This is a genomic window from Serratia nematodiphila DZ0503SBS1 (genome assembly GCF_000738675.1).
GTDB lineage: Bacteria > Pseudomonadota > Gammaproteobacteria > Enterobacterales > Enterobacteriaceae > Serratia > Serratia nematodiphila.
Genome location: NZ_JPUX01000002.1, coordinates 48,192 through 64,666, shown reverse-complemented (window position 1 = coordinate 64,666; position 16,475 = coordinate 48,192). Strand labels below are relative to the sequence as shown.

At 60.5% G+C, this 16,475-nt stretch carries 19 protein-coding genes; 6 read left to right on the top strand and 13 right to left on the bottom strand.

Annotated features, from left to right (window positions below; genetic code table 11):
• Positions 1-7 precede the first annotated feature (7 nt).
• Positions 8-1,048 (top strand): fimbrial protein, encoded by a 1,041-nt coding sequence (locus JL05_RS20880; RefSeq protein ID WP_033633735.1) that lies wholly within the window; start codon positions 8-10, stop codon positions 1,046-1,048.
• A gap of 76 nt (positions 1,049-1,124) precedes the next feature.
• On the opposite strand, the gene JL05_RS20875 is transcribed toward JL05_RS20880, so the two are convergent.
• The 5 genes from JL05_RS20875 to JL05_RS20855 form a co-directional block, all read right to left on the bottom strand.
• Positions 1,125-1,583: a helix-turn-helix domain-containing protein gene (locus JL05_RS20875; RefSeq protein ID WP_004939075.1), complete on the bottom strand. Its 459-nt coding sequence runs from the start codon at positions 1,581-1,583 to the stop codon at positions 1,125-1,127.
• 205 nt (positions 1,584-1,788) lie between these two features.
• Positions 1,789-3,369, bottom strand: coding sequence for a malate dehydrogenase (quinone) (gene mqo, locus JL05_RS20870; RefSeq protein ID WP_033633734.1), 1,581 nt, complete (start codon positions 3,367-3,369; stop codon positions 1,789-1,791).
• 459 nt (positions 3,370-3,828) lie between these two features.
• Entirely contained in the window at positions 3,829-5,256 is a 1,428-nt protein-coding gene (gene phoA, locus JL05_RS20865) for an alkaline phosphatase (protein ID WP_033633733.1), read from the bottom strand.
• A gap of 131 nt (positions 5,257-5,387) precedes the next feature.
• Complete coding sequence (locus JL05_RS20860; protein WP_033633732.1) at positions 5,388-6,095, bottom strand: glutathione S-transferase N-terminal domain-containing protein; 708 nt, start codon at positions 6,093-6,095, stop codon at positions 5,388-5,390.
• A gap of 74 nt (positions 6,096-6,169) precedes the next feature.
• Complete coding sequence (locus tag JL05_RS20855; protein WP_033633731.1) at positions 6,170-6,853, bottom strand: ArsR/SmtB family transcription factor; 684 nt, start codon at positions 6,851-6,853, stop codon at positions 6,170-6,172.
• A 175-nt stretch (positions 6,854-7,028) separates the two neighbouring features.
• Here JL05_RS20855 and JL05_RS20850 point away from each other — a divergent pair, with 175 nt between their 5' ends.
• Positions 7,029-7,376: an antibiotic biosynthesis monooxygenase family protein gene (locus JL05_RS20850; protein ID WP_033633730.1), complete on the top strand. Its 348-nt coding sequence runs from the start codon at positions 7,029-7,031 to the stop codon at positions 7,374-7,376.
• 32 nt (positions 7,377-7,408) lie between these two features.
• On the opposite strand, the gene JL05_RS20845 is transcribed toward JL05_RS20850, so the two are convergent.
• On the bottom strand, positions 7,409-8,146 hold the full coding sequence (locus JL05_RS20845) for an isochorismatase family protein (protein ID WP_033633729.1): 738 nt from the start codon (positions 8,144-8,146) through the stop codon (positions 7,409-7,411).
• Between the two features lie 132 nt (positions 8,147-8,278).
• Here JL05_RS20845 and JL05_RS20840 point away from each other — a divergent pair, with 132 nt between their 5' ends.
• Entirely contained in the window at positions 8,279-9,175 is an 897-nt protein-coding gene (locus tag JL05_RS20840) for a LysR family transcriptional regulator (RefSeq protein ID WP_033633728.1), read from the top strand.
• Positions 9,176-9,498: 323 nt separating this feature from the next.
• Here JL05_RS20840 and JL05_RS20835 read toward each other — a convergent pair whose 3' ends face one another.
• The 4 genes from JL05_RS20835 to JL05_RS20820 form a co-directional block, all read right to left on the bottom strand.
• Positions 9,499-10,005 (bottom strand): GNAT family N-acetyltransferase, encoded by a 507-nt coding sequence (locus JL05_RS20835; protein ID WP_033633727.1) that lies wholly within the window; start codon positions 10,003-10,005, stop codon positions 9,499-9,501.
• Between the two features lie 62 nt (positions 10,006-10,067).
• On the bottom strand, positions 10,068-10,325 hold the full coding sequence (locus tag JL05_RS20830) for a YjhX family toxin (RefSeq protein WP_033633726.1): 258 nt from the start codon (positions 10,323-10,325) through the stop codon (positions 10,068-10,070).
• Between the two features lie 233 nt (positions 10,326-10,558).
• Entirely contained in the window at positions 10,559-11,029 is a 471-nt protein-coding gene (gene cynS, locus JL05_RS20825) for a cyanase (RefSeq protein WP_033633725.1), read from the bottom strand.
• A 19-nt stretch (positions 11,030-11,048) separates the two neighbouring features.
• A complete protein-coding gene (locus tag JL05_RS20820; RefSeq protein ID WP_033633724.1) occupies positions 11,049-11,702 on the bottom strand; it encodes a carbonic anhydrase in 654 nt (217 codons plus the stop codon).
• Between the two features lie 112 nt (positions 11,703-11,814).
• Between JL05_RS20820 and cynR the strand changes: the two genes are divergently transcribed.
• Positions 11,815-12,765 carry a transcriptional regulator CynR gene (gene cynR, locus JL05_RS20815; protein WP_033633723.1) on the top strand — a complete coding sequence of 317 codons (951 nt, stop codon included), beginning with the start codon at positions 11,815-11,817 and terminating at the stop codon, positions 12,763-12,765.
• Here cynR and JL05_RS20810 read toward each other — a convergent pair.
• Positions 12,689-13,120: a hypothetical protein gene (locus tag JL05_RS20810; protein WP_033633722.1), complete on the bottom strand. Its 432-nt coding sequence runs from the start codon at positions 13,118-13,120 to the stop codon at positions 12,689-12,691. The genes cynR and JL05_RS20810 overlap by 77 nt on opposite strands.
• 58 nt (positions 13,121-13,178) lie before the next feature.
• The gene (locus tag JL05_RS20805; RefSeq protein WP_033633721.1) at positions 13,179-13,646 is read right to left on the bottom strand and encodes a winged helix-turn-helix transcriptional regulator; all 468 of its coding nucleotides are present in this window, start codon (positions 13,644-13,646) and stop codon (positions 13,179-13,181) included.
• A gap of 63 nt (positions 13,647-13,709) precedes the next feature.
• Between JL05_RS20805 and JL05_RS20800 the strand changes: the two genes are divergently transcribed.
• Positions 13,710-13,937 carry a tautomerase family protein gene (locus JL05_RS20800; protein ID WP_015377198.1) on the top strand — a complete coding sequence of 76 codons (228 nt, stop codon included), beginning with the start codon at positions 13,710-13,712 and terminating at the stop codon, positions 13,935-13,937.
• A gap of 136 nt (positions 13,938-14,073) precedes the next feature.
• On the top strand, positions 14,074-15,666 hold the full coding sequence (locus tag JL05_RS20795; protein ID WP_004939011.1) for an ABC-F family ATPase: 1,593 nt from the start codon (positions 14,074-14,076) through the stop codon (positions 15,664-15,666).
• Between the two features lie 51 nt (positions 15,667-15,717).
• Here JL05_RS20795 and moeB read toward each other — a convergent pair whose 3' ends face one another.
• Positions 15,718-16,473 (bottom strand): molybdopterin-synthase adenylyltransferase MoeB, encoded by a 756-nt coding sequence (gene moeB, locus JL05_RS20790; protein ID WP_021504287.1) that lies wholly within the window; start codon positions 16,471-16,473, stop codon positions 15,718-15,720.
• Between the last annotated feature and the right edge of the window lie 2 nt (positions 16,474-16,475).

Here is a 16,475-nt window from a genome sequence, read left to right as displayed (position 1 = left end):
AAAGGATATGTCTTCTTTGTTAAAGCATAAGAATCTCGGGTTGGCGGCTGGGCTGCTGGTCACGCTGGGCGCGTTTTCGCAGAGCAGCTATGCGCTGTCGTGTAAGCAGAACGGCAGCATTCGCCAGGATATCGTGCTGGATAAAGCCATCAAGGTGTCGACCGCCAATACCGCGCCGGGCGCGTTGCTGTGGCGTTCGCAGACCTTTACCTCGACCTTCCAATGTACGGATGACTGGAACAACCCGAAAGGGGAAAATGCCTACCTGTACTGGGATCCGCAGTCCCGGATGAGTCAGATCCATAATTCGATCGAAGTGGGTGTCACTTATCAGGGGATCGATGTCAAGCCGACTAAAGGCGCACGTCAGGACGTCGGTCCCGGCACGGAATGCCGCCGTTCGGGCAACCGCTGTTTGTCTCCGGCCAGATCGCTGACGGTAACCGTGTCTTACGCCATCTATATTAAAGCAACCGGCAAGGCGCCGCCGGCCGGCGGCAAGATCAACGACAACAACTCGTACTCGGTATTTCAGGTTGATGGCGTCGGCGGCTTGAACGGCACGCCGAACAGCAACTTTAACGCCTACATTTCCGGGCTGGGCAACATTCAGTTTATTTCCTGCAACCCGAAAATCACCGTGGTGGCCAACAACGGTTCGACGGTGAATTTCGGCACTATCCCGCGTCAGAATGCGGTGGTGGGCAAAATCGAGAAACAGGTGCCATTCTCGGTTGCCGCCAATATGTCCGATCCGACGACCGGACAGGACTGCCAGGGGGAGACGCTGCAGGCCAGCTTCAGCAGTACTTATCCGCTGCAGGATAACAGCGTGATCCTGCCGACCAGCGACAGCGGCTTCGGTATTTTGATCTCGCAGGCGGCGACGCCAAATACGCCGATCATGATGAACAGCCCGGTCGATCTGGGCCTGGTCAACGGCACCATCGTTGAAAAGAACTTTATGGCCAGCCTGAAATGGTTGAGCACCAACCCGAAAGTGGGGCCGTTCAGCGCATCGGCGAATATTGACGTCACCTTCAAATAATTCGGTGCCTGGTCAATAAAAGAAAGGGTTCAGTTCTCGCGAACTGAACCCTTTTTTGTGCCTTATACCGCGCTGATTAACGCAGCCCCATCCAACTGGTGCAAACGCCTTCCGGCGGTTTGCCGGCGTACCAACGGGGCAGCGTGGGGGCATCATGGCGCGGTTCGGCCTGCATTTCTATCGGCTGCGCCGGCCATTCTGCGACGTCCCAGCGGGTGGTGCGGCGATACACTGCCGGGGTTTTGCCGAACTGTTTCTTGAAGGCGCGCGAGAACGAAGGCTGAGAGTCGAAATGGTATTGCAGGGCGATATCCAGGATCGGGCGTGGGGTGGAGCGCAACGCCTGCGCCGCCTGCGACAGGCGCCGCTCGCGGATATAGCTGCCGAGCGCGTGGCCGGTGGTGCTGCGGAACATGCGCTGCAGGTGCCATTTGGAGTAGCCCGACTTGGCGGCGACGTTATCCAGCAGCAGCGGCTGATCCAGATGAGTTTCAATCCAGTCTAGTAAATCGTGAATGATATTGACGCGATCCATGGTTTTAGTTCTCCCGCAAAAACGACATTCAGGTCACAGTGGCTTAGCTTAATTATCCAAGAATATGCTTTGATAATAGGCGTGACTACGCCGTTACGCAAGGGTAAGCCGGGGATAAAAAGGTGGCCAAAAATGCTCTTTGAACGGCAGGGGAATAAAAGAAAGGCCGCATAAAGCGGCCTTTTCAGTAGGAAGTGACGGAAAATCAGTTAGTTTCCGGTTTCACTTCAATGTAGTTCAGATCCAGCACGCTGCTGGTGTAACCGCGGATCTTGTTGGTCATCTCGATATCGCCGTTCAGCTTGTGGCCGTAGGACGGGATGATCTCTTTCAGCTTGCTCTGCCATTCCGGCGTCGCCACTTTGTCTTTGAACACGGTTTCCATCAGGTGCAGCATGATTGGCGCAGCGGTGGAAGCGCCCGGCGAAGCGCCCAGCAGAGCGGCGATGCTGCCGTCTTCAGAGCTGACGACTTCGGTGCCGAACTGCAGCACGCCGCCTTTATCCGCGTCTTTCTTGATGATCTGTACGCGCTGGCCTGCGGTCCACAGCTTCCAGTCTTCCTGCTTGGCGTCCGGGAAGTACTCTTTCAATGCGGCGAAGCGATCGTCGTCGTTCATCATCAGCTGGCCGACCAGATATTTCACCAGATCGAAGTTATCCAGACCGACGTGGGTCATCGGCATCAGGTTCGAGGTGCTCAGCGAGTGCAGCAGATCAAACAGCGAACCGTTCTTCAGGAACTTGCTGGAGAAGGTGGCGAACGGCCCGAACAGCAGCACGCGCTTGCCGTCCAGCATGCGGGTATCCAGGTGCGGCACGGACATCGGCGGCGAACCTACGCTGGCCAGGCCATACACTTTGGCCAGGTGCTGGTTGGCGATCTCCGGGTTGGTGGTGACCAGGAACTGGCCGCCGACCGGGAAGCCGCCGTAACCGTCGGCCTCAGGGATGCCGGATTTCTGCAGCAGGGTCAGGGACGCGCCGCCTGCGCCGATGAACACGAACTTGGCGTTAACGGTGGTTTCTTTACCGTCGCGGTTCAGATCGGCAACGGTTACGCTCCAGGTCTGGTCGGCGTTGCGCTTGATGTCGCGCACTTCGTGGCTCAGGTTCAGCTTGAACTTGTCGCTGGCGCTCAGTGCGTCAACCAACTGGTGGGTGATCACGCCGAAGTTAACGTCGGTGCCCAACGGCATGCGGGTCGCGGCGATTTTCTGCGCCGGATCGCGGCCGTTCATCACCAATGGCGCCCACTGTTTGATTTGCGCAGGGTCTTCGGAGTATTCCATGCCGCGGAACAGGGTGCTGTGCTGCAGCGCCGCGTAGCGTTTACGCAGGAAGTTGACGTTGTCGTCGCCCCACACGAAGCTCATGTGCGGCACGCTGTTAATGAAGGATTTCGGATCTTTCAGGACATTGTTTTTCACCTGATAAGACCAGAACTGACGGGAGATTTCGAAAGACTCGTTGACCTTCACCGCCTTGCTGATGTCGATGGTGCCATCGGCTTTTTCCGGCGTGTAGTTCATTTCGCTGAAGGCGGAGTGGCCGGTACCGGCGTTGTTCCAGCCATTGGAGCTCTCTTCCGCCACGCCGTTCATGCGCTCGTACATGTCGATGGTCCAGGTCGGCTCCAGCTCATGCAGATAGGTACCCAAGGTGGCGCTCATGATGCCGCCGCCGATCAACACCACGTCGACGGTTTTATTCTTCTCTTCAGCCGCCGCCTGTTGCGTAACGCCAAACAGGCTGAGACTGAAAATCAGGACGAGTAATTTTCTCATTGAATTAAATCTCTTGTGTGTAAATTCTACTCATTGCAGGTGAAAGAATTTAGCGGGAGTTACCCTGGAAATAATGAAGCCGACCGCCCGGCGTGAGCCGATAGGCAGCAATAATGCCTTTTTGTTAATAGGGTTTTTAACGAAAAGTGAACTATTGCAGGCCGTCCGGGTGCAAATTGATCGGTTCACGTTACTGGCGGGGTATTATTGTTTGCGAGAATGTTAAAAACTACTTTTGTAACTAAAAAAAATGAATATAAGCAAAAATAGGCCGGTTGTTGTCGCAGTAATAAACAAAGAGGGAGGAGATGCTGTATAACCGCGTTATTTTCGGGGGTTAATTGTGCGCAATTAAACGTTATTTCGTTATCACACAATAATTGCGGTTAAATTGCAAATACCTATCGGTAACCAATAATAAATGGCCGCCGTTGCGGGCGGCCATCGTGCAGAAGGCGGTTATTTGATGCCCATCGCATCGCGCATGGTGAAGAACAGATCGGTCTGATCGGTCAATCCCACCACGTTGGCGGCGTGCGGGCCGTAGGCCGCGACGCGCAATTGGGTGCCAGTGTGCCCCTGCGACTCTTCTTCCGAGTTGCCGTAGCTGAGGGTCATCGGCGCGCCGTCTTTGGTGGTCAGCATCTGGGTCAGGCCCGGCGCTTTGGCGTCGGCGGCGACGATCTGGCTGGCGTGCGCATGGTCGGCGGTGACGATCACCAGCGTGTTGCCGTCGGCGCGGGCGAAGGCCAGCGCTTTTTGCACCGCTTCGTCCAGATCGACGGTTTCACCAATCTGCCCGCACGGGTTAGCGGCGTGATCCTGCTTATCGATCGACGCGCCCTCTACCTGCAGGAAGAAGCCGTTCGGGTTATCTTTCAACAGCGCGATCGCTTTTTCGGTCATCGCCGCCAGCGTTGGCGTGGCCGCGGTGCGCGCCGGGTTGTTTTCGCAGGTTACCGCCGGCTTGTCGAGGTTGCCGTGATAGCTGGCTTTCGGCCCCAGCCAGCGCACCGGCATGTTGCCGTCGGCGAACAGACCCAGCAGCGGTTTTTGCTGGTTGGCCAGCGTAACGGCCTGCAGCTCATCCGCGTTGCTCACCCACTGGTAACCCTGCGCTGCCGCCTGATCTTTCAGCGATTTTCCTTGCCATTCGCCGCTTTTCGCCAGCTGGTTGAAGGACTTTGCGCCGCCGCCCAGCGTGACGTCGGCGCGGGTTTTCAGCAACTGCTCGGTGATGGAGCCGCGGCCACCGTTTTCCAGCGCGTTAGCGGCGCATTTCTCGCTGGTTTCCTCCGGGCCGTAGCATTTGCGCGAGGTGACGTGCGACACCAGCGCCGCCGGCGTAGCGTCTTGCAACTCGGCGGTGGAGACGTTGCCGGTGGCCTTGCCGGCCGCCTTGGCGATCTCCAGCAGCGTCGGCTGATCTTTGCCGTTCACGTCCACGCCGAGCGCGCCGTTATAGGTTTTCACCCCGGTGGCCCAGGCGGTGGCGGAGGCGGCGGAATCGGTCACGTAATCCGGCTTGTGGGTTTTCTTGTCCAGCGAGTAGTGGGTGTATTGCCCGGTCAGCGGCAGAGCGTCGATGCCCTTGAAGTAACCGCCTGCGCCTTCAGCGTAGTTGCGCGCGGCGGTGATCTCGGAATCCCCCATGCCGTCGCCGATCAGCAGGATCACGTTTTTCGCCGTTTTGTCCGACAGCGACGCCTTCAGCGCGGCGGTCTGATCGCCGGCCAGACGACGGGCGCCGCCCGGTTCGGCGAGGTTGCCGCGCGCGGCGCGCTCGGTCAGGCCATCGGCATTGGCCGAGGTTTCCGCCGCGATGGCGGAGGAACAGAGCAGGGCGGACAGCACGGCGCCGGCGATCAGAGATACAGCAGGTTGCATGGGGTAAGCTCCTTGTCGTAATACAACAATGTAAATAACATCAAATTGTTACGAAAGGAGAGTAGAGCAGAGGGATGACAATTTTATGACAATGAAAGACGGGACGGCCCGGCGGCCATCCCGTTTGACGATCAGGCCGCGCGCGCCGGGATAGCCAGCCCGCGCTGCACCGCCGGCCGCGCCAAACCGCGCTCCAGCCACTGCGCGACGCGCGGGAAACTGTCGAACGCCACCAGCTCGCGCGCCTCATAGAAGCCGATCAGGTTACGCACCCAGCCCAGCAGCGAGATATCGGCGATGGTGTAGTCCGCGCCCATGATCCAGTCGCGGCCGTCAAGGCGCGTTTCCAATACGCCGAGCAGGCGTTTCGATTCATTCTTGTAACGCTCCAGCGGCCGCTTGTCTTCATATTCGCGCCCGGCGAATTTGTGGAAGAAACCGAGCTGGCCGAACATTGGGCCGACGGCGGCCATCTGGAAGAACACCCACTGAATGGTTTCGTAACGCTGCGCCGGATCCTGCGGCAAGAAACGCCCGCTCTTTTCCGCCAGGTAGAGCAGAATGGCGCCGGATTCGAACAGCGGCAGCGGCCGGCCGCCGGGGCCGTCGGGATCGATGATCGCCGGGATCTTGCCGTTCGGGTTCAGCGCCAGGAATTCCGGCGTCCAGGTCTCGTTGTTGCCGATGTCGATCAGGTGCGCTTCATAAGGCAGGCCGATCTCTTCCAGCATGATGGACACTTTGACGCCGTTCGGCGTCGGCAGAGAGTAGAGCTGCAGCCGTTCCGGGTGCTGAGCCGGCCAGCGTTTGACGATCGGGAATTGGGTGGAATCGAGCATGGAAACTCCTCGGGTTGGCGGGGTCGCTTAAGCGTACCCCTTGAGTATTGCAGTAAAACTACCCCGCCGCCGGGTTACACCGTGAGGTCAAAATGTGCGGCCAGCGCTTTTTTACCGGCGGGGGGCAGCTGCAGTTCGCGGCTGTCGAGCCGGCGGACGATCCAGCCGCGTTGGATAAAGGCGGCTAACAGCGCGGCGCCCAGCGCGCCACCGAGGTGAGAGCGGCGTTCGCTCCAGTCCAGGCAGCCGCAGGCGAAGCGGCGGCGGGTGGGAGCGGGGGAGCAATCGACGCCCAGCCGCGCCAGCGCGGCCTGACCGACGTCGCTTAACCGGTAGTCTTCTTCGCCGGTCAGCCAGTTCAGCGCATGCAGCCGATCGTGCAGCTTCACCGCCACCTCGCCCGCCATATGGTCGTAACAGGTGCGGGCATATTGCAGCGAGGTGGGCGTGCTGCTTTTCACCGACGGGCGCGGCACGCCCGCCAGCGCCATCAGACCCTCCAGCGCTGCGGCCACCGGTTGCCCGGCCAGCCGAAAATAGCGATAGCGCCCCTGTTTGACGCAGGCAATCAGCCGCTGCTCCAGCAGCTTCGCCAGGTGTGCGCTGGCGGTAGACGGGGCGACCTCGACCGCCGCGCTGAGCTCGGTGGCGGTGTAGGCGCGCCCGTCCATCAACAGGCACAGCATGCGCGCCCGGGTGCGGTCGGCGATGGCGGCGCTCAGCGCCGCTAAACGATCTTCTATCTCGATGTTATGCATACTTCGAGGTTAGACGAAGTATGACGGCGCGTCCATCGCTAGCCTGTGGCTATCGCATTCTGGTGCTGTGCGCCCGTGTCCGCTGGATATTGATGAGCGGGCGCTGAAATCGGTGCAGTGGCGCCGTTCGCTCAATGCGCGCGTGCCGGAATTTTACCGTTGAGAGGAGACGAGGATGATTGCCGTGATTTTTGAACTGCAGGCTGCCGACGGGCAGCGCGATACCTATCTGACGTTGGCGGCGGAGCTGAAGCCGCTGCTGGCGCAGATCGACGGATTCATTTCCATCGAGCGCTTTCAAAGCCTGGCCGATCCTGCGCGCCTGCTGTCGCTCTCCTTCTGGCGCGACGAGGCGGCGGTGCAGCAGTGGCGCAATCTCGAGCAGCACCGGGCGGCGCAGGCGCGCGGCCGTGGCGAGGTGCTGGCGCAGTATCGCCTGCGGGTGGCGGAGGTGGTGCGGGACTACGGGCTGGAAAGTCGCGACCAGGCGCCGCAGGATAGCCGTTGTTATCACCGTACCTGAGAAAAAGCCCGCCGCTGGCGGGCTTTCACCCGCTATTTCGCCTCGCTGCCCACCTTCATCGCCCCGGCGTAGCTGGCGCCCATCCCCCAGGCGGCGCCGTGGTCGCGAGCGATCTGCAATACGCCCCCCGCCGTGGCTTTACGGCTCCAGTCCTGCTGCCATTCCAGCATCAACGCTACCCAGTTGATGGGCGTGGCGCCCGCCTGAACCAGACGCTGCATGGCGTTGTTTTGGCTGTCTGGCGTAATGTCGCCGGTGACGTCCGACAGGATATAAACCTCATACCCCTCGCCCAGGGCGGACAGCGCCGGCAACATCACGCAACTGGCGGTCCACAGCCCGCCGATGATGATTTTCTTGCGGCCGGATTGTTTGATCAGATCCACCACGCGCCGATCCTGCCAGACGTTGATGGCGGTGCGGTCGTACACCTGCAGGTCCGGGCGTGCCTGCGTCACCTGCTGGAATACCGGCCCGGCGAAGCTTTTGGCGTTGGCCGAGGCCAGAATGGTCGGCACGTTGAACACTTTGGCGGCCTTGGCGATGCCGGCGGCGTTATTCACCAGATTGGTTTGATCGATAGAGGAAATGGTCATGCCGAACATGTCCTGCAGATCGACCAACAGCAACAGGCTGTTGTCGGCGGTCAGCGGCTGCACATAACCCGCCTGGCGGCTATCGGCGGCGGGGGATTGCGCCAGCGCGGCGACGGGGGCGGTGGCGGTGGCGGCGCTCAGGCCGAGCATCAGGGCGAACAGGGTCTTTTTCATTATTAATTCCATGATTATCAGTAGATTAAATTCACTTACCACTCAGGGAAGCGGTTGGATAAAGTCTACTTAGGTTGTTGGGGTTAATAATCTGTGTTTTATTGAATTTATAATTAACTATCAGGACATAATATGGACGTGCTACTGACGATGCGCGCCTTTCGCCGCGTGGTTGAGCGCAACAGTTTCTATAAGGCGGCGGAGGATCTGGCGATCACCCCGGCGGCGTTGAGCAAGCAGATTAAGCAGTTGGAAAGCCGGTTGGGGACGCTGTTGCTCGTGCGCACCACCCGCAGCATGAGCCTGACCGAAGCCGGGCAGATCTATTACCAGGAAGCCTGTCGGTTGCTCGGCGAGTTCGACGCGCTGGAACAGACGGTTGCCGCCAGCGCGCAGCAGGTCTCCGGCACGCTGCGGGTCAATGCGCCGCTCTCATTCGGCCTGACGGTGCTGTCGCCGCTGTTGCCGCTGTTTATGCAACGTTACCCGCAGTTGCAGGTGGAACTGACGCTGGACGACAGGGTATTGGACGTAGTGGCGGCTGGTTTCGATATTTCCTTGCGCATTCGCCGACGGCTGCCGGACTCTTCCCTCAGCGCCCGGGCGCTGGGTGAAGTGCACCAGCGAATTTGCGCCGCGCCCGGCTATTTGGCGCAGCACGGCATGCCGCAAACGCCGAATGAATTACAGCGACACAGCTGTCTGGCCTATTCCCTGGCGGAAAGGCCGGGGCAGTGGCAGTTCACCGCCGGCGAGGAGAGCCTGAGCGTGGCGTTCACTCCCCGGTTGATCGCCAACAACAGCCTGATGCTGCGGGATATGTTGGTGGCGGGATTGGGCATCGGTTCGCTGCCGTCGTTCGTGGCGGATCCCGAGATCGCCGCCGGCAGGCTGGTGCGGCTGTTCCCTGAACAGATTGCCGACGTGCATCAGGTCTTCGCGGTTTACCCGACGCGCCGGCATGTGCAGCAGAAAGTGAGTTTATTCACCGAGTTTGTGCGAGAACAGGGATTGATGACGGCGAATTGACAACGGCGTACGGTTGTCATATTCATTAACTATGAAAAAATCCTACCGCTCATTCGCGCTAATTATTATCACCCTTCTCCAAAGGGTGGGGTAGCGCGTGTGTCGCCAATAAAAACCCGCCGGCAGGCGGGTTTTTTTATCCCCCTCCGGCAACGACCGGAGAACGTTATGCAAACCCATCCTGCAACCCGTTTGCACTGAGCGAAACGGAGTTTGAGCGCCTGGCACAGTACTTTTTTCCCGGCGGAAGAAGAAGGGATGACCGTCTTGCGTTATGGCGAACGGGACTGAAAACCGGCGCCATGACGGCGCCGGCAACAGGGTTACGCTTTGGCGTTAAACGCAGCGTGGAATGCGACTTCCGCGCACGGCAGAACGCCCTGGAAGGCGATGGCGCGGAAGTAGGCTTGCGGTACGCCCGGCAGGGTCAGCGCGGTCTGCGCCTGGAAGCCGAAACGGCCGTAATAGTTCGGCTCGCCCAGCACTACGCAGCCTGCGGCGCCGCGTTCCTGCAGCTCGGCCAGCAGTTGGCGGATCAGGCGGCTGCCGATCCCCTGGTTCTGACAGGCCGGCAGCACCGATACCGGCGCCAGCCCGTACCAACCGACGGCGCCGTTGCTGAGCACGACCGGTGAGACGGACGCGTGCCCGATCGGTGTGCCATTGCGTTCGGCGACCAGCGACAGGGTGAGGGCTCCCGCCGCGCGTAGCGCATTGACGATAAACTGCTCGGTGTGGCTGCTGTGTTCGGCGTGCAGGAATGCGGCGGCGGTCAGGGTGGCGATGGCGCCGACGTCGGCCGGCGTTTCGTGGCGTAACGTGATGTTCATGGTTGTATCCTGATTCAATAAGGCTGAGCCGACCGGGCTGGCTGCCCGGCCGGTATCGATGATTAACGGTTATCCAGCTGCGCACGCACGGCCTTGAGCCCGGTGAAGGTGACGCGATAAGGGCGCCCCAGGCGAGAGAGGATCAGGCGTTTGGTTTTGAGCTTGGTGAAAACGGCCAGCGAGCAGTCGGCCAGGCCGAGCCCTTCGCGGGTGTAGCATTCGACGTGGGTGACGCGACCGGCGTCGTTGCGGGTGAAGGCGATATAGCCGCCTTTGGCCAACACGTGCAGCACGCGTTGTTCCGCTTTGGAAATGTTCATGTTGGGAGATCCTGTAATAACCCCAGATACGCGCATCCCCGCGCAAACGCGCGTCGGATACGTCAGAGTCCCTCGCCATGCGGCAAGGAAGCGACTATCGGGTGGTTACAATCTCCAACATACAGGCCTCGGGCAGTGAAAAACGCCAGGACGGCGTTTAAGCGCAGTTAATGTAGTCAATGGCCGGTTGGCTGTCAATTTGCCGGCGACGCGGGCCGCCGGCGAAAGGCCAATCAGAAAGGCTTGGTCGGCAGGTATTTGCCGTCCAGGGTGATCACCGCGCGTTCGCCGCCGTCCGGATCGGCGACCTTCTTGATATCCAGCTTGAAGTTGATGGCGCTGATGATGCCGTCGCCAAACTGCTCGTGCACCAGCGCTTTCAGCGTGGAGCCGTAGACCTGCAGCATTTCATAGAAACGATAAATGGTCGGGTCGGTCGGCACGCCGCCGGGAATGCTGCCGCGCAGCGGGATGGTTTGCAGCAGCTGCACCGCTTCTTCATCCAGCCCCAGCTTGGCCGCCACGGTGCGCGCTGCCGGTTCCGGCAGCGCATGCTGCCCCAGCAGAGCGGCGGTGACAAACGCCAGGCTGAAGCCGGTGCCCTCGGCCAGCGCTTCGAACGTCAGATTAAGGCGGATCTTGGCGGCCATGATGGTGTCGGTGAGCGCTTCGCGCGGGGCGGCGTTATGCAGAGAGTGTGTCATATTGGCTCCTTTTGTTGGCTTAAAAACGGGCGATCGCCGGGGTGGCGGTCACCTCGGAATGGGTGGCGAGCGGCACGAAGCGGCGGGTTTCGCCGTCCAGCGCCTCGATAGCGCCGCTGGCGATGTCATAGACCCAGCCGTGCAGCGTCAGGCGGCCCTGATCCAGCGCCAGGGCGACGGAAGGGTGCGTTTTGATGTTGTTGAGTTGGGCGATGACGTTCTCGCGCACCATCGACGCGACCCGGGCCTCGTCGGAGACATGCGGATAAGCCTGATTGACCGCCTTGGCGGAATCGGCGTAACGCAGCCAGCCGGCGACCGTCGGCAGGTGATCCAGACACTGACAGGTGGCGATGGCGGTCATCGCGCCGCAGTCGGAATGGCCGCAGATCACGATATCTTCCACGCCCAGCGCGGCGACCGCGTACTCGACCGAGGCGGTCACCCCGCCGGGTTCGGGGCCGAAAGAAGGCACGATGTTACCGGCATTGCGGATCACGAACAGATCGCCCGGCTCGCGCTGGGTGACCAGCTCCGGCACCAGGCGGCTGTCGGAACACGAGATAAACAGGGTGCGCGGATTTTGGCGGGTCGCCAGCCGCTGAAACAGCGCCGTGCGTTCAACAAAGGCTTCGCGCTGGAACTTCAGGAAACCCTCAATCACCTCTTTCATTGTTTTTCTCCCTGGGGGGGTAAGCGATGACGGCATGATGAACGCTTCTGGCTATAGGGTCTAAGACCCATTTATAATGATGGCTATAGGTATTACTAATAGTTGGGGCGCTATGCTGCTGCGACATATCCGTTATTTTCTGGCCGTGGCCGAACAGGGCAATTTCACCCGCGCCGCTGAAGCGCTGCACGTCTCGCAACCGACCTTGTCGCAGCAGATCAAACAGCTGGAGGATGCGCTGGGAGCGCCGCTGTTCGATCGCAGCGGCAGAAGGGTGCAGCTGACCGACGCCGGTGAGGCCTGGATGCGCTATGCGCGGCTGGCGCTGCAGGATCTGGACGCCGGCGCGCGGGCGATCCATGACGTGGCGACGCTGGCGCGCGGCCATCTGCGGCTGGCGATGACGCCGACGTTCACCGCCTATCTGGTGGGGCCGGCGATCGATGCGTTCTACCGCCGCTATCCGGGGATTACGCTGAGCATTGAGGAGATGGCGCAAGAGCGGATCGAGGTGTTGCTGGCGCAGGATAGGTTGGATCTGGGGATTGCCTTCGAGATGGCGCAGTCGGCGGAGGTGGAAGCCACGCCGTTGTTCAGCGAGACGCTGGAGCTGATGGTCGGCGCCGATCATCCCCTGGCTGCGCGGCGTCGGCCGCTGACGCTGGCGGAGTGGCGACATCTGCCGCTGGCCTTGCTGAGCGGCGATTTTGCCACGCGCCAGTTTATCGATCGCTACTGCACGCAGCTCGGTTTCCGGCCGCTGGTGGCGGTGGAAGCCAATGCGCTGGGTGCCATCGTCGAGATCGTGCGGCGGGGGCAGCTCGCCACGCTGTTGCCGGCCGCCATTGCGCGTGAGAACCGGCAGTTGAAAAAGGTGGCGCTGGTCAACGCCATGCCGGCCCGGCAGGCGGTGTTGCTGCAGCGCCAAGGCGCTTACCGCAGCGCCGCAGCGCAGGCGTTTATTGCCGTATTGCAGCAACAGGGCGTTACGCCAACGCCCCCCAGCGCTGCATCATCCCCAGCAGATGCACCAGTCCGAAACCGAGGCAAATCAGCGAGCTGACGACGATGAAGCGTTGGCTGCGGCCGGTATCGCGCAGGGCGAAAGGGCCGGCGACGCCGCGCAGCAGGTAGATAAAGGTGATGATAAACAGCGCGGGCCGCAGAAGCGGCAGCGGCGCGATCAGGCCCGCGCCGGATAGCGCATACAGCGCCCAAATAAACAGCACCAGCGCGATGCCGGCGGTGACGACGGCCGGGAACTTTTTACCCGCTTCCGCCGCCTTAATGAAGCGATCGCCGGCGCCGCACAGCCGATAGCCGCGCGGCCCGGCGGCGATCACCCAAATATGCAGCAGGGCGGCGATGGCACTCAGCGCAGCGCCGATCAGCAGCGCGGTGTTATAGAGGTGTGGCATGGTGCAGCATCCTTGTCCTAAATCAGTCTGGTATCAAGCGTAGACCAGAATGGGTAAGTCAGGCCGGAGGGAGCTCAATGGCCGACATTTGCAGCGCGTCTTCAGGCACTACGCGGGCCTGCGCATCGATAAATGCCAGCTGCACCGGCAGCCCGCTGTGTTTATCCACCAGTTGAACGTGGGGGGTGTCATGCAGAATATGCCGGTGGCCCCATGCCATCAGCGCAACCAGGATGGGCCCCAGGCTGCGTCCCTTGTCCGTCAAGACATATTCATGTCGCTCACGCTCGCCCGGCTCCCGGTAAGCGCGTTTGGCCAACAGTTCTTGTTCTACCATGGCATTCAGACGGTTGCTCAACGCCTGGCGCGAAGCGCCGATATTCTCGCGCAGCTCTTCAAAACGGCGAACGCCGTAGAATGATTCGCGCAGGATCAGTAACGTCCAGCGATCGCCAAGCAGGTCCGCGGCCTGCGCCAGCCCGCACAGGGCAAGAGAAACGGTAGGGAGATCGGGAGATTTTGACATGGGCATTTTCCTTCGCTAGTCTAAGTCTTGTTTTTAGACTTATCTATATTCAAGGAGAGTATAATGCCATTTGTTAATGTGCAAACGGTGAAAGGCATGCTGGATGAACGGCAAAAAAGCGAATTGCTGTCCCGCATTACCGATCTGTTGGTGGAGATAGAAGGGCGAGGCGATCCGGCGTTCAGGCAGTCGGTTTGGGTCAGAATCGATGAACATGCGCCCGAACAATGGAGCCTGGGCGGTGTGAAGCCGACGGCGGCGATGATTGCCGCGAAGTTCCCGCCGCGTTAATTCAACTATGCCGCCTGCGAAAAGGATAGGATGCCGCAGGCGCTCAAAATGTCACCGAAACTTCCCGCGATCTCTGTACCCCGTTGTGGCATAATGCGCGCCAAATCACATTCCCTATGTATAAAGAGCGAGCGCTGTGTTAAGCACTAACAACATCACCATGCAGTTCGGCAGCAAGCCGTTGTTTGAAAACATCTCTGTCAAATTCGGCGGCGGCAACCGTTACGGCCTGATTGGCGCCAACGGCTGCGGCAAGTCCACCTTTATGAAAATCCTCGGCGGCGATCTGGCACCGAGCGGCGGCAACGTGTTCCTCGATCCGAACGAACGCCTGGGTAAACTGCGTCAGGATCAGTTCGCCTTCGAGCAGTACAGCGTGCTGGACACCGTGATCATGGGCCACACCGAACTGTGGGCGGTGAAGGAAGAGCGCGACCGCATCTACGCCTTGGCGGAGATGAGCGAAGAAGACGGCTATAAAGTGGCCGATCTGGAAGTGGCCTACGGCGAAATGGACGGCTACAGCGCCGAAGCGCGCGCCGGCGAACTGTTGCTCGGCGTGGGTATTCCGGTTGAGCAGCACTACGGTCCGATGAGCGAAATCGCGCCGGGCTGGAAGCTGCGCGTGTTGCTGGCGCAGGCGCTGTTCTCCGATCCGGAAATCCTGCTGCTCGACGAACCGACCAACAACCTGGACATCGACACCATTCGCTGGCTGGAAAACGTGCTCAACGAGCGCAACAGCACCATGATCATCATCTCGCACGACCGTCACTTCCTGAACATGGTCTGCACCCACATGGCGGATCTGGACTACGGCGAACTGCGCGTTTACCCGGGTAACTACGACGAATACATGACCGCCGCCACCCAGGCGCGCGAGCGTCTGCTGGCGGACAACGCCAAGAAGAAGGCGCAGATCAATGAGCTGCAATCGTTCGTCAGCCGCTTCAGCGCCAACGCCTCCAAATCCAAGCAGGCCACCTCACGTGCCCGCCAGATCGACAAGATCCAGCTGGAAGAGGTGAAAGCCTCCAGCCGCCAGAACCCGTTCATCCGTTTCGAACAGGATAAGAAGCTGTTCCGTAACGCGCTGGAAGTGGAAGCGCTCACCAAGGGCTTCGATGAGGGCCCGCTGTTCAGCAAGCTGAACCTGATGGTGGAAGTGGGCGAGAAGGTCGCGGTGCTGGGCGCCAACGGCATCGGTAAAACCACCCTGCTGAAAACGCTGGTGGGCGACGCGCAGCCGGACAGCGGCACCGTCAAGTGGTCAGAAAATGCCCGTATCGGTTACTACGCGCAGGATCACGAATACGAGTTCGACGACACCCTGAGCGTGTTCGACTGGATGAGCCAGTGGAAGCAGGAAAAAGACGACGAGCAGGCGGTGCGCAGCGTGCTGGGCCGTCTGCTGTTCAGCCAGGACGACATCAAGAAGAAAGTGAAGGTGCTGTCCGGTGGCGAGAAGGGCCGCATGCTGTTCGGCAAGCTGATGATGCAACGCCCGAATATTCTGGTGATGGACGAACCGACCAACCACCTGGATATGGAATCCATCGAATCGCTGAACATGGCGCTGGAGATGTACGAAGGCACGCTGATCTTCGTCTCCCACGACCGTGAGTTCGTCAGCTCGCTGGCGACGCGCATTCTGGAAATCACCCCGAACAAGGTGATCGACTTTACCGGCAACTACGAAGACTATCTGCGCAGCCAGGGTATCGTGTAACCCTCGCGGCAACGCATCAGGGCGGGAATTATCCCGCCCTTTTTTTATCCGTCATTCCCCGCCGCACACCTCGCAGTGCGGATCCTTCGGTAGTTTCATCTCGCGGAACTGCAGGCTCATCGCATCGAACATCAACAGCTTGCCGCGCAATGGCTGACCATACTCGGCTAGCAGCTTGATGGCTTCCATCGCCTGCAGGGTGCCGATAGTGCCGACCAGCGGCGCCATCACGCCCGCTTCGACGCAGGTGAGGGCGCTGTCGCCGAACAGCCGGCTCAGGCAGCGGTAGCAGGGCTCGCCCGGCTGATAGGTGAACACGCTGAGCTGGCCTTCCATGCGGATCGCCGCGCCGGAAACCAGCGGTTTGCGCTGTGCGTGGCACAGGCGGTTCAGGGCGTCGCGCGCCGCCACGTTGTCGGTGCAGTCCAGCACCAGATCGCAGGCGGCGATCTCTGCCGCGACCGCGTCATCTTCCAGACGACCGTCGATGGCATCGATGCGGATATGCGGATTGATGGCGCTCAGCTCCTGTCTGGCGGAGGCGACTTTGCTCTGGCCGATGCGATCGTCGCGGTGCAGGATCTGGCGCTGCAGATTGGAGAGCGAGACGGTGTCGAAATCCACCAGCACCAGATGGCCGACGCCGGCCGCCGCCAGATAAGGCGCGGCGGCGCAGCCCAGCCCGCCCAGCCCGGCGATCAGCACGCGGGCGGCCTTCAGCTTCTCCTGGCCGTCGAAGTCAAAGCCGCGCAGGACGATCTGGCGGTTGTAGCGCAGCGCTTCGGCGTCGGTCAATTCCGGCAACATGT